Source organism: Neobacillus soli NBRC 102451 (assembly GCF_001591665.1).
Lineage (GTDB): Bacteria > Bacillota > Bacilli > Bacillales > Cytobacillaceae > Neobacillus > Neobacillus soli.
Genome location: NZ_BCVI01000050.1, coordinates 1 through 14504 on the forward strand (window position 1 = coordinate 1; position 14504 = coordinate 14504).

Consider the following 14504-nt stretch of genomic DNA (forward strand, 5'->3'; position numbering starts at 1 on the left):
ACAATTCTCAAAGTTGAAATAAATTCTGATAGTATTATAAAAGTGCTAAAATAGGAAGGAATAATTTTTAGGAGGAAATGTTGTGCAATTTATTAATTCAGAACGGATACATAATGAAGCGCTTGAACATATTGTCGGTGGAGTTAACAGCCCGTCCCGGTCCTATAAAGCGGTTGGCGGAGGCGCTCCCGTGGTAATGGAGCGCGCTCAAGGCGCGTACTTTTGGGATGTCGACGGTAATCAGTATCTCGATTATCTAGCTGCCTACGGACCCATCATTACAGGACACGCCCACCCTCATATCACAGAGGCTATCAAACGTGCGGCAGAAAGCGGTGTTCTTTATGGGACACCAACACCACATGAGGTGAAATTTGCCAAAATGTTAAAAGACGCAATGCCTGGCTTGGATAAAGTTCGTTTTGTGAACTCAGGAACTGAAGCAGTAATGACCACGATCCGCGTGGCCCGCGCCTATACTGGCCGGGATAAAATTATTAAGTTTGCCGGCTGTTACCACGGTCACTCCGACCTTGTCTTAGTTGCAGCAGGTTCCGGACCGTCTACCCTTGGTACCCCGGATTCTGCTGGTGTGCCAAAAAGCATTGCCCAAGAAGTAATTACCGTTCCCTTTAATGATATCGAACCATTAAAAGCAGCTTTGGAAAAATGGGGTCCAGAAATCGCCGCGGTCCTTGTCGAACCAATCGTTGGAAACTTCGGTATTGTTGAACCAAAACCAGACTTCTTACAGCAAGTCAACGACCTTACCCATGCGGCAGGCGCACTAGTAATTTATGATGAAGTGATTACCGCCTTCCGCTTTATGTATGGTGGGGCTCAGGATTTATTGGGTATTCAGCCGGATTTAACGGCACTCGGAAAAATTATCGGCGGCGGTCTCCCAATTGGTGCTTATGGCGGACGCAAAGAAATTATGGAGACCGTTGCCCCGCTTGGACCAGCCTATCAGGCAGGAACGATGGCGGGGAACCCAGCTTCAATGCTTTCCGGAATCGCCTGTCTTGAAGTGTTAAAGCAAGAAGGGATTTATGACTATTTAGATCGTTTAGGCGCAATGCTCGAAGAAGGAATTCTAGAAGCTGCCAAGGAATATGATATTCAAATCACGATTAATCGTTTAAAAGGTGCGTTTACTGTTTATTTTACCAGTGAAAAAATTGAAAACTACGAGCAGGCTGAAAACACCGATGGTGAAACGTTCGCGAAGTTCTTCAAGCTAATGCTGCATCAAGGAATTAATCTGGCTCCATCAAAATATGAAGCCTGGTTCCTGACAATCGCCCATACTGAAGAGGATGTTGAAGCAACATTACACGCGGTAAGAAATGCATTTTCCTTACTAAAGGATGAATAAATATTCATTTTTTATGCACAAACGGGAGTGAAATTCACTCCTGTTTATTTATTCAAGCTCTTTGAAAACGTTTACATAGACAACATTACCCATTTATTGAACTTCTTTACCACAGTATTTTTATATCCAAAACGTTGTATATTTATTTGATTTCTGAATATTCATATGATACTATTATATTATTATTTTTGTTTATTCCTTTAACTTAATACCCCGGTAAAGTATCAACTTAAAAACCCTGCTTCAAATTAACAGTTTCATAGGAGGTGAGCGGCTTTAGCGGATAAACCGATGAAGCCAAACTAGATGACACAAAAATGGAACCCTTCCCTTTTCAAAGATTTCCACAAACATGAACACGATGCATGCGGAATCGTCGCTTGCCTTGAAAAAAACAAGCGCCCAACTAGAAAAAATATTATCGATTGTATTGAAGCACTCGTTACCATGAATCACCGCGCCGGCTTTATTAATGGTGAAGGCGATGGCGTTGGAATCCATACAGATATCCCGATTGAGCTTTGGAAAGAAAAATTAATCCAGAAAGATCTTGACCCGTTACTGGCTGAAAAAGAAGAGTTTGCCGTTGGTCATGTTTTTGTCAGTCAAAAAGTAAACTGGGATGATACGAAAAAAGAATTAATTCAAAAGCTTGAAAGCTATCAATTAAAACTAGTTTTTGAGACAGATCAAGTAACAGACACCAATTCCCTAGGTCCAATCGCCATTCAAGAAAATCCTGTTTTTTGGCAATTCGCCTGTCTTTCCGCAAAAAGAGGCCAAGAATTGACACAGAACCTTTTCGATGCCCTCCTTGATTTTGAAAAGAATGAGCATGTCCATGTGGCTTCACTAAGTCAAAACCATGTAGTCTATAAAGTAATGGGGGCGGGGGATATTCTCCCTCGTTATTATCATGACATTAAGAATCCACTCGTGGCATCAACGATGACACTCGGTCATAACCGCTATTCTACCAATACTCTTTCAAGCTTTTTCCGTGTCCAGCCCTTTAGTGTTCTCGGACATAATGGAGAGATTAATACGATTTCCAAGCTTCGCGACGAAGCACGAATGATTGGTGTGCCATTAGTAAAGGACGGCAGCGATTCCCAGGATTTAAGTAGGACAATGGAAACATTAATCTGTCGGGAAGGCTATTCCTTATTCGAAGCTGTCGATATATTGTTCCCGCCCATTATTAATGAAATAAAGGCGTATTCTGATAAGCTTCAAGATTTATATACGTATCTACGTGAAGGATGGGGCCATTTTGCCCAAGGTCCAGCCGGGATTATTTCCAGGTTTGCTGATGAAGCAGTGTTTAGTGTTGATGCACTTGGTCTTCGCCCACTATGGATGCTCGAAACAGAGAGCTCTTATCTGTTTTCCTCAGAACCCGGAATTATTTCTTCGAGTGAATATGTAAACGAGCCGAAGCCTTTGGCACCTGGTGAGAAGGTTGGCTTTAAATGGAAAGGTACAAAATTAGAAGTATTCGAGCAAAATCGCTTTCAGAGCGAGGTTTATAGCCGTTTTTCAGAGAGGATTACATTTAGCGAATCCAGATTACGTTTGCTGCCCCCTTCATTGGCGAAAACTGTCACAATGAATTATCCTGACAAAATTCACAACGGACAGTATAAGGCCTTTGGCTGGGAGCGGGATCATATCCAATTAATCGAACAAATGGCGGAAAAGGGCGTTGAACCGATTCGCTCCCTTGGTCATGATGCACCACTGGCAGCCCTGAATCCAGAACGAAAAAATATTGCCGATTATATAAAAGAAAGTGTGGCTGTTGTGACAAATCCCGCGATTGATCGGGACCGCGAAACAGAGCATTTTTCAACCCGCGTCATTATCGGCAAGCGTCCTTCCTTATTTTTAAAAGAAAAAACAGAAACGGTTATCGAGTTAACCACACCGCTATTATTGGAAGGAAAAGCTGGCTTTAGCTTGTCGGAAGGTTTGGGTCAGCCAAGTTTTGATCAGGTTATCCACCATTTTCAGGAGCAAAAATTAGCATCGTTTATTTCGACTACCTTCAGAAAATCAGAGACGATTGACCAAGCACTAGAAAGGCTTACAAAAGAGGCCGTCCAAGCTGTTCAAGCTGGGAAAACGCTTCTCGTCCTTGATGATGCTTCCTCACATCAAGAAGATTCCTATTGGATGGATCCTCACTTAGTAACATCTGCAATTGATCAAGCGTTGGTCAATGCAGAAATAAGAAGAGATTGTTCAATAGTGTTACGCTCAGCTGCTATACGTTCGCTCCATGACATTATTACTGTCTTTGGGTTGGGGGCAGATTTAATAAGCCCTTATTACATGTTCTTAACGGTTCTCGATGAGTCGACAATGCCGTTAACTAATCTATATAGCGCCCTTACAAAAGGCTTGGAAAAAGTAATCTCAACGATTGGGATTCATGAGTTGCGGGGCTATGGCCGTCTCTATTCAAGTATCGGATTACATGAAGAGATTGCAAATGTATTAAACATCGTAAACTTTTTTGGTTCGAAAGAAATTGCGGCTGATTTTGAAGCGATGAGGCTTGATGCTTTTTCAAGAGCAGAAGATTACCAAAATGAGAAAGAAAGAATCGGCAAGACCTTTCACCTTTTCCCACGTATTTGGAAAGCAATTGGGGAAGTTGCAGCAACTGGCGATTATAGTGCTTATCGTGATAAGATTTCCGAACAAGAAGCGGAGAATCCAACAACCATTCGCCATTTGGTTCAATTAAAAAAGAGCAATAAACCGCTCTCCCCTAGTGACGTAGATATTCGTGTCAGTGACCATGATTTGCCGTTTCTTATTTCCTCAATGTCGTTTGGTTCTCAAAATGAGACGGCATTTAGAGCCTACGCTGAAGGGGCTGACCGCTTAAACATGGTTAGTCTGAATGGCGAAGGCGGCGAAATTAAGGATATGCTTGGAAAATATCCGAAAACAAGAGGACAGCAGATTGCATCCGGCCGGTTCGGAGTCAATACAGAGCTCTTAAACTCTTCAAATTTGTTAGAAATTAAAATTGGGCAAGGCGCCAAGCCCGGTGAAGGCGGCCACTTACCAGGTTCCAAGGTTACCGCGAAGGTTGCTGAAGCACGTAATGCAACGCTCGGCTCTGACTTGATTTCACCATCAAATAACCATGATATTTACTCTATTGAAGATTTAGCACAAATGATTCTAGAATTAAAGACAGCAAACGACCAAGCCAAAATTGCGGTTAAGGTTCCAGTCGTTCCAAATATCGGAACAATCGCTGTCGGTATCGCCAAAGCAGGTGCGGACATCATCACGGTAAGCGGCTTTGATGGCGGCACAGGTGCAGCAAGAATTCACGCCCTGCAGCACGTCGGTTTGCCAGTAGAGATTGGTGTGAAAGCCGCTCATAACGCCCTTTTAGAGAGCGGTCTCCGTCACAAAGTAGAAATATGGGCAGATGGCGGGATGAAGAGTGCGATGGACGTCATCAAAATCATGCTCCTTGGGGCAAACCGGGTTGGCTTTGGAACATTGTCCATGCTGGCGATTGGCTGTACGACTTGCCGTGGCTGCCATTTGGATACATGTCATGTCGGGATTGCGACCCAAATTGAATCTGAAGCACAAGCAAAGGAACACGGTCTTAGACGCTTTGTTCCTAGACAATTAGAATTAGCCGTTCAAGGAATCATGAATCTTTTCACCGCTTTTGGAACAGAATTAAAGACACTAGCCGCTTCAATGGGAATTAGAAATCTGCAGGATGCCGTCGGCCATTCCGATTTATTAGAGCAAGCAAAGGGAGTGAATCAGCTTAACCTTTCCTACCTGCTAAAGCCGCTTGAAATAAGCCAATTTACCAAAATGACTGTTTCAAAAGAATTTGAAGAAGTCCACATGCAGGTAGCAGCGGGAGCAGAATATCTTGATGCAAGTGTCGATCAGCTCCTTTCCTCGCGCGAATTCGAAAGTGTAACTTCTGAACAGCGCGTTCTAGGAAGCCGAGTTTCCTGCCACCGTGTCCGCGGCAGGCTAGATGGATCCTATAAGCAACTTTCACCCGTTCAGCTAAACTATACTAACGGGTCCATTCCTGGAAATGGCTTAGGGGCTTATAGCAGTGAAGGCATTAACATCACTGTGAACGGCGGCGGTCAGGACGGAGTCGGAAAAACTTCGTTTGGTGGTAATATTCATATCCTTAAGTCTAGAGGAAAAAACGGTCTTTTCCTTAATGGTTCTGTTGGCAAGGGATTTGGCTATGGTGCCCAAAAAGGTCTGCTAGTTGCCCAAGGAAACGCCGATGCCCGTGCTGGAATACGTCTTTCTGGTGCAGATTTAATTATCGGCGGCACAGTGAAAAAGCCACTTCCAGAAATAGAGGCAGGAAACATTGGCGCAAATGCCAATATCAAAGGATTTGCCTTTGAATATATGACAAACGGCCGCGGTCTTGTGTTGGGAGATCCGGGACCATGGATTTGCGCAGGCATGACCGGCGGGGTCGTCTACGTTCGCCATCAACCAGAAATGGGGCTGACCAAAGACGCGATAAGAAGAAGAATTGCGAAAGGTGCGAAAGTATCTGTTGCTGAGTTAAATGAAAAAGGCAAACAGGATATTAACGAGTTATTAGGTAAATATACTGACTTACTTGAACAAAATGGTCAGGCTGAAGAGGCTGAACAACAACGCGCACTATTAGCCAACCCAGAGAATCACTTTGTGCAAATTCTCCCTGTTAAAGAACAGGCAGATCCTTCCGTATCAACGGAATGATAGAAAATATGAAATAGAAAAAACGTCCGCTCTAACAGCGGACGTTTTTTCTGACACATTTTTCTATCACCAATTGAATATAATCGATATAATTTCTCTTGATAATATGGTTTAATCCATGTATAGTAACTAATTGCTTGTAAATGAGCAAACTATAAAGAAAAGCGGAGGCACCCGTTTAGCGACGTATGGACTGGAGCGCTCCGACTGAGATAAAGGAATCACGGAGAGCGATAGCGATTCGATGATGACTTATCGTAGGGAGAAGCGCGAAGTACACTAGTCGCTGGGTGCTGGAGCTAGACATTACTCAAAGTCCAAAGAATTAATCTTATCTTTTAACAAAACTTATTTTTGAAAGGAAACCATTCGTAATGAAGTTAGGTGCCCGCATTTTAAAAACGGGAATAGCTATTGTATTATCCCTTTACTTAGGTCAGTTGTTACATTCACCGGCCCCAGTATTCGCTGCCATAGCAGCCATATTCGCGATTCAACCGACCATTTATCGCTCCTATTTGACGATTATTGAACAAATTCAAGGAAATATCATTGGCGCTTTACTAGCTGTTATTTTTGTTCTTCTTATCGGAAATCATTTTATTGTCATTGGATTAGCCGCTATCATAGTCATTATTATTAATCTAAAGCTTAAACTGGAGAACACGATTGGACTTTCGCTCGTGACACTAATATCAATTATGGAGACGCAGAGCGGGAGCTTTATACAGTTTGCTGGAATTCGCTTCTCGACCATCATGATTGGGGTATTTTCTGCCTTTATCGTCAACCTTGTGTTTATGCCGCCAAAATATGAAAATAAGCTTTATTTTAAAATCGTTAATACCACCGAAGAAATTATTAAGTGGATTCGCTTAAGCACACGCCATGATTATGAACATTATCTCCTTAAAACAGACATTAAGAAACTAAAAGAAAACATCCAATCAATGGATCAATTTTATAAAATGTATAAGGAAGAGCGAAACCTATTTAAAAAACATCAACCCGAGAAGTCAAGAAAGCTTGTTATTTACCGGCAGCTAAACTTAACGGCCAAAAAAGCGCTTGATACATTAAAAAGACTTCATCGCTTTGAAAATGAACTGCTGCAGCTCCCGGAGGATTTTAAACAATCCCTGCAGGAACAGGTCGATAGCCTAATTTATCATCATGAACAAGTTTTGCTCAGATTTATTGGAAAAATCCCAACCCCGCCTCCGTACCCTGAGGATAATGTCTACTTAGATAAAAAGGAGTTATTCGACCTCTTTTTAGCACATCAAGGGGAATATACTGATCATCATAATCCGCATCTTTATCATACGATGCAAATTGTCGCATCAATTATTGATTATGGTGAAGAAGTGGAACATCTCGATACATTGATTACCAGCTTTCATTCCTTTCATCATAATGAAATATCCGTTGAGGAAGATAGTCAGGAGTAGCAAAAAACCGAAGCAATTATTCTGCTTCGGTTTTTTCAACATGTTCTAATTGCTGTACTTGAAATAATTTATAATAATTCCCCTGCTTGGCCTTCAGTTCCTCATGTGACCCTATTTCGACGATTTGACCGTGTTCAATCAAGACAATTCGATTCGCATGCGTAATAGTTGATAGCCGGTGGGCGACAATAAACGTCGTTCGATCCTTGGCTAACTCCTCAAGCGATTCTTGAATAGAATGTTCACTTTCTAAATCCAGTGCCGATGTTGCCTCATCAAGAATTAAGATTGGCGGGTTTTTCAAAAATACCCGGGCAATCGCAACGCGTTGTTTCTGACCTCCTGAAAGCTTCACACCTCGTTCTCCAACCTTGGTGTTATATCCATCCGACAGATTTAAGATAAACTCATGGGCATTTGCCGCTTTAGCCGCATCATACACCTCTTCATCTGAGGCCCCAGGTTTTCCTAATAAAATATTATCCATAACCGATTCACTAAATAAAATATTATCCTGAAAAACCACACCAATTTTATCCCTTAAGGTTTGCAACTTAAACTTGCGGATATCAACCCCATCTAAGGTGATTCTGCCTTCTGTTACATCATAAAAACGAGGAATCAAACTCACCAGCGTCGATTTTCCGCCGCCGCTCATGCCAACCAGCGCAATCGTTTCTCCCCTTTTTACATGGAGGTTAAGTTCTTTTAAGACCATTTCTTCTTTGTCATTATAGGTAAACTGAACATTTTCAAAAGAAATATCACCGTGCACAACGTCCAACACTCGTGCATCTGGTGCGTCAACAATATCGTACTTCTCATCCAAAAATTCAAACACCCGATCCATCGATGCGAAGGATTGAGTGATGGTGGTGGAGGAATTAACCAATCTCCTTAAGGGATTGTAAAGCTTGTCAATATAGGCAAAAAACGCAACCATCGTCCCAAGTGACAATTGATCCTGAATGACGAGATAGGCGGAATAGCCAATGACGATTAATGGGGCAATATCGGTGATTGTATTAACCACAGAAAATGCCTTTGCATTCCAGTTTGTATGCTGTAAGGCCTTATCTAAAAAGTTTTTATTTTGCTTATCAAATTGGCCATGTTCATATTCTTCAATAGCAAAACTCTTTATTACCGGCATTCCTTGCACGCGTTCATGCAGATAGCTTTGGACCTCTGCTAGCGCTTGTGATCGCGCCCTTGTCAACTTCCGTAAATTCCCGAAAAAGTATCGAACGGAAAAGGCATAAAGCGGAAACAGCAAAACTGAGACAATCGTCAACTTAACATTCATATAAAACATGATGATAATAGCAAGAACAATAGTGGCAATATCCAGCCACAGATTCATTAATCCTGAAATGACAAAAGTTTTCGTTTGCTCCACATCATTAATCACCCGTGAAATAATTTCTCCCACACGGGTATTTGAAAAATAAGTAAAGCTCAACTTTTGAATATGTGTATACATTGTGTTACGAATATCATAAAGGATTTTACTGGACGTCCACTGGGCGAAATATTGACGGTAATATTCGATCGGCGGTCTAAGGACCACAAATACCACAATCATTACACCCATAATTAGCATTAGTTTATTAATTTTCCCATCATGCGTTAAAGCATGGTTCCCGACAATATCATCAACGACATACTTGATCAGCATTGGGATAATAAGAGGAATTGAGAATTTGATCACCCCAATAATGATTGTCCCAATGATCTGCAGGCGGTATGGTTTGACAAAATGCAAGTATCTACGAATACTGCTCAAGTTAGACCCTCCTTTCTTATATTTTTTTAAAAATAACAAATGAAAACCTGTTGATATAAATCAACAGGTATTTAGCCGTTTAACGTCTGTATGTTAAATAACGCTCATACCAAATATCAATAAAATCTGGTGCGAAAGGGCCTTTCCGCTGCCTAATCCATTGAATCAAATTTTCTACATTTCGCTTTAGAATTTGATCAATAGGAGCGGGATAATTCATTTCACGACGATGGCGTTCATACTCATCCTCATCCAATAAATTAAAAGTCATATCGGGAAACACCTTGATATCTAAATCATAATCAATATACTTTAAGGCTTCCCCATCAAAAATAAATGGTGAACTGATATTACAGTAATAATAAATGCCATCCTCTCGAATCATTCCGATTACATTAAACCAGTATTGAGAATGGAAGTAACAAATAGCAGGTTCTCTCGTTATCCACGTTCTGCCATCTGATTCTGTCACAAGTGTTCGATCATTTCCGCCAATCACCAAATTCTGTGACCCTTTTAAAACGGTTGTCTCTTCCCAGACGCGATGGATGTGCCCATTGTGCTTATAGCTATGTATTTGCAATGGTTCACCTTCGATGGGTACGCCCATGTTCTCCCCTACCTTCATTCCTGAACGCTTTGTAACCTATCCTGAAATCTAAATAAAAAACGACAAAAGGCAACAAAGTACAATTCCTATTTTCTATTATTATAACGGTTAAGAACAGAATTTAAAACAAAAGAGCCATAATTACCATGGCTCTTTGTAAAAAATTGCGTATTTTTTTCAAAATTCTCTACAAGGAAGCTGTTAAGTTCATTTCCCGGTATGAATTAATTACCTCTTCTGTCTGCTTTTCAAAAATTAATTGAATCTCTTTTAGCTCTTTTTTCATTAGTTGAATATCAGTTTGAACACTCTCAAGATCTGTTGCCTGTTGCAATGTCTGTAGTTCTTCTTCAATTTGTTGACAGCGCTCAAGCTCCGCTTGTAGGAACAATAACTTATCCATTGTCACCATTTGCTCGGAAACTAATCGGTTAAAATGATCCATTTCCCTCACCGCCTTATTAATTCGTCTCTACTATGTATTCTTGAACCATCTTTATTTTCCTTTGACAACTTCTGTTGACTCATGGGAAGTTTTGTCGAATAAAAAAAGAAGGCACTCTGACGATGTTAGAGTGCCTTCAGCTTAAGTATTTTTTAGCTTTGGCCTGATTGACCAGAATTTTGGTTTTTACGAGCCTGGGATTGTTGGTTTTGCTGTCTTACTTCTTGAGCATTTGTCTCGCTCCCAAATTCAGTACCAAATTGACCTTGAGAACCTGCATTTGCACCACGAGAAGATTGAGCATTTTGTTGTCTTACTTCTTGAGCATTTGTCTCGCTCGCAAATTCAGTACCAAATTGGCCTTGAGAACCTGCATTTGCACCACCAGAAGATTGAGCATTTTGTTGTCTTACTTCTTGGATGTTCGTTCCAGCTGACGTTTTGTTTGGCTGTTGATTGAATTTTGCCATTGTGTAATCACCTCCACGAATATAATGTATCCATGATCCGAGGGGATTATCCAAAAAAATTATTTAAAAATAATTTAAACCAGTAATGAAATTCCTCCATCAATGATGATGGTCTGTCCTCTAATCATGCTTGATTCCTCAGATAACAGGAACATCACGCAATTGACCATATCGTCAATTTCAACCATTCTTCCAGCAGGTGTCTTGTCCTTTGCCTCTTGAAGAAGTTCTTCTCGATTTGGAAAATGCTTCAATGCTTCTGTATCAACAGCACCACCTGAGACCGCATTAACGACGATATTTTTCGTAGCTAGTTCAACTGCTAAATATCTTGTCAGAGCTTCAAGAGCTGCTTTAGAAACTCCCACGACCGTGTAATTTTCCAAATAGCGGATGGAGCCAAGCGAACTAATGCTGACAATTTTCCCGCCGCCATTTCTCTCCATTAATTTTGCTGCTTCCTGTGCACAAAACAACAGCGCTTTGCTGTTAATATTCAAGGTCCAGTCCCAATGTGATTCCTCAAGTTCCATAACCGGTCGTTGGACACCCGATGCAGCATTATTAACAAACACGTCAAGACGCCCAAATTCCTGTTCGATTTTGGCAAACATATCTTTGATTTTTGCTACATCACCAACATTTGCTTTGATGATTAAAGCCTTTCTTCCCAATGCTTCCACTTGTTCGGCGGTTTCAAGAGCACCTTTTTTACTTCTTGCATAATTAATAACAATATCATAGCCAGCCTCTGCCAACCGAAGTGCTGTTGCCTTACCAATTCCTCTACTGCTTCCAGTAATTAATGCTACTTTTTGTGTCATCCAAAATATTCCCTTCTTAATTCAAGTATAGATATCATTTTAACTATTCCATGAATAGAAGACAATTAATATAAAACAATAAAGGCAAAATAACTTTTGAAAGGAAGAAAGCGATTATGTATGTTGGACGAGATATGACTGAGCTTTCAATGATGGCTAAATCCGATTGGGAGAAGAGTGAGCTTGCTTTTTTTCACCATTCCCTACAGCAAATTGCTCCTTATTTAAATAGTGAGGGGCAAACGATTCACCGCGAAATTATCGAAGAAATTGAAAACCGAGGAGGCCTTAATTCAGATTAAAATGAACGCTGCTTGAATGCAGCGTTCATTCCTATTGATGTGTTAGATAAAGTTTCAGCATTTTTTGAGATGAAACAGGGAAGGCATATTCTTTCATTTCCTCCAGGGAAACGAGCTTCCACTCATCACTTTCTTGGAATCCAGAATTTAATTTCCCGTTAAAAACCTTAATATTCCACACTAAATGAGAAAATACATGTTCAAGTTGCCCAATGATTTTTTCGAGGTTTATGTTTAATTCAAGAGATTGGTTAAATAATTCAACCATTTGCTCCCGCTCCGTTTGCATGGGATGATAGACCTCAACATTGGGAAATTCCCATAAATTCGCCAGCAGCCCAGTTGCAGGACGTCTATGAATTAAGATATTCCCATTTTCGTTTGTAAGAATAGCTGCGGCAAGATGCACTTCCCGCGTCTTATTTTTTTTCGTTTTTATTGGAAGCTCATTTTGTACTCCCTCGTCAAACGCATGGCAATGATCCCGAACAGGGCATAATAAACAAGAAGGAGAGGTGGGTGTACAGATTAACGCCCCTAATTCCATAAGTGCCTGGTTAAATGCAGAGGGATCTTCATGCGAAATTAACGCTCTGACTGCTTTTTCAAAAACTTTCCGTGAAGATGATTTTGCGATATCTTCCCAGATAGAAAGAATTCTTGATAAAACCCTCATTACATTTCCATCAACAGCCGGCTCAGGAAGCCCGTAGGCAATACTTAAAATGGCACCAGCCGTATAAGGACCGACCCCTTTAAGGCCGGAAATCTCTTCCGGTGTGTTTGGCACTTCACCATTGTATTTCTCCTTTACTTCCCTTACCGCTGATTGTAAATTTCGAACCCTTGAATAATATCCCAATCCTTCCCAGGCCTTAAGCACCCTATCTTCCTCGGCCTCAGCCAAGTTTTCAATTGTTGGGAACCATTCAATAAAGCGATTAAAATAGGGAATTACCGTATCCACCCTTGTTTGCTGCAGCATAATTTCTGACACCCATACTTTGTATGGGTCCTGATCTTTTCGCCAAGGTAAATCACGTTGTTCTGCAATAAACCAAGATATTAAATCTTTTTGAAAATCATTAATATTGATTTTTTCTATATTTTTTAGTTCAATTATCATAACTTTATTCCTCCAGCTTGTTAAACAAAACGAAAAGTGGAAATATAATAATAAAGGTTCTTTTTACGATAATTCAATTTGTTTGGTTTTACAAGACTTATTTTAAAGGAGGATTTCCTTTTGGATACTGGAACTCATGTTGTAATGGGAATCGCCCTTGGCGGGTTGGCAACTCTAGACCCATCAGTAATCAGCAGCCATGCCACTACAACCAGTGTTTTAATTGCAACGATTGCTGGCTCGCAGATACCAGATATAGATACTGTTTTGAAGCTGAGAAATAATGCTATTTATATTCGGAATCATCGCGGGGTTACCCACTCCATTCCCGCGGTACTATTATGGCCACTTGTTCTGTTGGCTGTCATCTATCCGTTTTTTCCAGGTGCAAATCTTTTTCATTTATGGGCTTGGACGTTTGCAGCGGTTTTTATCCATGTTTTTGTGGATATATTTAATGCCTACGGTACTCAGGCACTACGTCCCTTTTCCACAAAGTGGGTTGCTCTGGGGGTCATAAACACTTTTGATCCAGTTATTTTTGGAATTCACGTTCTGGGAATTTTCATATGGGTTTTAGGAGCAAATCCCGGGATTACCTTTTTACTGATGTATGTTGTTATCGTTGGCTATTATTTCATGCGCTTTAACGCTAGGAAAAGGGTCTTGGTTGAAGTCCGAACCATAATACCTGATGCAACAGAAATCATCATTGCCCCAACGATGAAGTTTCATAATTGGAGAATCGCAGCCATGAACAAAGATCAATTTTTTGTTGGGAAAGCTACGAAAGAAGGCGTTGAAATTTTAGATTATTTCAAACGCATTCCTGTTCCTAAAACACCAGTAATTGAAGCAGCCAAAAAGGACAAAAATCTTTCTGCGTTCCTTTCCTTTTCTCCTGTCTATCGGTGGGAAGTTGATGAATATACTGATTTTTACGAAGTCCGCTTTATTGATTTACGTTACCGCAGCAATGGCCACTATCCATTTGTAGCAGTCGTTCAATTAGATTGTGATCTCAATCCGATAAGCTCTTATACAGGATGGGTGTTTAGTGAGAAGAAGTTACGGAAAAAGTTGAGTATTATACCCAGTTAAAAAGCGGTGATTTAATCTTATTGAGGTTTCTTTTTTAGGTTCACCTCCCTTTTAAGCTACCTTTGACCATTCATGAGGACAGTTTTCTGGGGTTTGTCGGCTTTTTTGTCCTCATGGGTCCTTCATGAGGACAGCTTTCTTAGTTTTATGAGCCTTTTTGTCCTCATGAGCCCTTCATGAGGACAGTTTTCTTTGTTCTATTTGCTTTTTTGTCCTCATGAGCCCTTCATGAGGG

Annotated in this window: 11 protein-coding genes; 5 read left to right on the forward strand and 6 right to left on the reverse strand. The window is 40.8% G+C overall.

Going from position 1 to position 14504, the window contains the following annotated elements; genetic code table 11:
• Positions 1–82 precede the first annotated feature (82 nt).
• The 3 genes from BSO02S_RS17035 (at position 83) to BSO02S_RS17045 (ending at position 7605) form a co-directional block, all read left to right on the forward strand.
• Positions 83–1378 carry a glutamate-1-semialdehyde 2,1-aminomutase gene (locus BSO02S_RS17035; protein ID WP_066069975.1) on the forward strand — a complete coding sequence of 432 codons (1296 nt, stop codon included), beginning with the start codon at positions 83–85 and terminating at the stop codon, positions 1376–1378.
• 306 nt (positions 1379–1684) lie between these two features.
• A complete protein-coding gene (locus tag BSO02S_RS17040; protein ID WP_066069978.1) occupies positions 1685–6154 on the forward strand; it encodes a glutamate synthase-related protein in 4470 nt (1489 codons plus the stop codon).
• Between the two features lie 374 nt (positions 6155–6528).
• The gene (locus BSO02S_RS17045) at positions 6529–7605 is read left to right on the forward strand and encodes an FUSC family protein (RefSeq protein ID WP_066069981.1); all 1077 of its coding nucleotides are present in this window, start codon (positions 6529–6531) and stop codon (positions 7603–7605) included.
• Positions 7606–7621: 16 nt separating this feature from the next.
• Here the strand turns inward: BSO02S_RS17045 and BSO02S_RS17050 are convergent, their stop codons facing one another.
• From BSO02S_RS17050 to fabL, 5 genes are all read right to left on the reverse strand, one after another.
• Positions 7622–9391 (reverse strand): ABC transporter ATP-binding protein, encoded by a 1770-nt coding sequence (locus BSO02S_RS17050; protein ID WP_066069984.1) that lies wholly within the window; start codon positions 9389–9391, stop codon positions 7622–7624.
• Between the two features lie 79 nt (positions 9392–9470).
• On the reverse strand, positions 9471–10001 hold the full coding sequence (ntdP, locus tag BSO02S_RS17055; RefSeq protein ID WP_066069987.1) for a nucleoside tri-diphosphate phosphatase: 531 nt from the start codon (positions 9999–10001) through the stop codon (positions 9471–9473).
• Between the two features lie 187 nt (positions 10002–10188).
• Entirely contained in the window at positions 10189–10446 is a 258-nt protein-coding gene (locus tag BSO02S_RS17060; RefSeq protein WP_066069990.1) for a YgaB family protein, read from the reverse strand.
• 152 nt (positions 10447–10598) lie between these two features.
• Positions 10599–10916, reverse strand: a complete 318-nt coding sequence (locus tag BSO02S_RS17065; protein WP_066069993.1) for a gamma-type small acid-soluble spore protein — start codon at positions 10914–10916, stop codon at positions 10599–10601.
• 74 nt (positions 10917–10990) lie between these two features.
• A complete protein-coding gene (gene fabL, locus BSO02S_RS17070; RefSeq protein ID WP_066069996.1) occupies positions 10991–11740 on the reverse strand; it encodes an enoyl-[acyl-carrier-protein] reductase FabL in 750 nt (249 codons plus the stop codon).
• A gap of 116 nt (positions 11741–11856) precedes the next feature.
• Between fabL and yfhS the strand changes: the two genes are divergently transcribed.
• Positions 11857–12042 carry a mother cell protein YfhS gene (gene yfhS / locus BSO02S_RS17075; protein WP_066069999.1) on the forward strand — a complete coding sequence of 62 codons (186 nt, stop codon included), beginning with the start codon at positions 11857–11859 and terminating at the stop codon, positions 12040–12042.
• 31 nt (positions 12043–12073) lie between these two features.
• On the opposite strand, the gene mutY is transcribed toward yfhS, so the two are convergent.
• Entirely contained in the window at positions 12074–13168 is a 1095-nt protein-coding gene (gene mutY, locus BSO02S_RS17080) for an A/G-specific adenine glycosylase (protein ID WP_066070002.1), read from the reverse strand.
• A gap of 120 nt (positions 13169–13288) precedes the next feature.
• On the opposite strand from mutY, the gene BSO02S_RS17085 reads away from it, so the two are divergent.
• Positions 13289–14269, forward strand: coding sequence for a metal-dependent hydrolase (locus BSO02S_RS17085; protein WP_066070005.1), 981 nt, complete (start codon positions 13289–13291; stop codon positions 14267–14269).
• Positions 14270–14504: the final 235 nt, after the last annotated feature.

What these genes read in the sequence shown, in the direction of transcription:
- mutY (WP_066070002.1), bottom strand. Translation starts at nt 13,168, where the DNA reads ATGATAATTGAACTAAAAAATATAGAAAAAATCAATATTAATGATTTT.
- fabL (WP_066069996.1), bottom strand. Translation starts at nt 11,740, where the DNA reads ATGACACAAAAAGTAGCATTAATTACTGGAAGCAGTAGAGGAATTGGT.
- BSO02S_RS17065 (WP_066069993.1), bottom strand. Translation starts at nt 10,916, where the DNA reads ATGGCAAAATTCAATCAACAGCCAAACAAAACGTCAGCTGGAACGAAC.
- BSO02S_RS17045 (WP_066069981.1), top strand. Translation starts at nt 6,529, where the DNA reads ATGAAGTTAGGTGCCCGCATTTTAAAAACGGGAATAGCTATTGTATTA.
- ntdP (WP_066069987.1), bottom strand. Translation starts at nt 10,001, where the DNA reads ATGGGCGTACCCATCGAAGGTGAACCATTGCAAATACATAGCTATAAG.
- yfhS (WP_066069999.1), top strand. Translation starts at nt 11,857, where the DNA reads ATGTATGTTGGACGAGATATGACTGAGCTTTCAATGATGGCTAAATCC.
- BSO02S_RS17060 (WP_066069990.1), bottom strand. Translation starts at nt 10,446, where the DNA reads ATGGATCATTTTAACCGATTAGTTTCCGAGCAAATGGTGACAATGGAT.
- BSO02S_RS17040 (WP_066069978.1), top strand. Translation starts at nt 1,685, where the DNA reads ATGACACAAAAATGGAACCCTTCCCTTTTCAAAGATTTCCACAAACAT.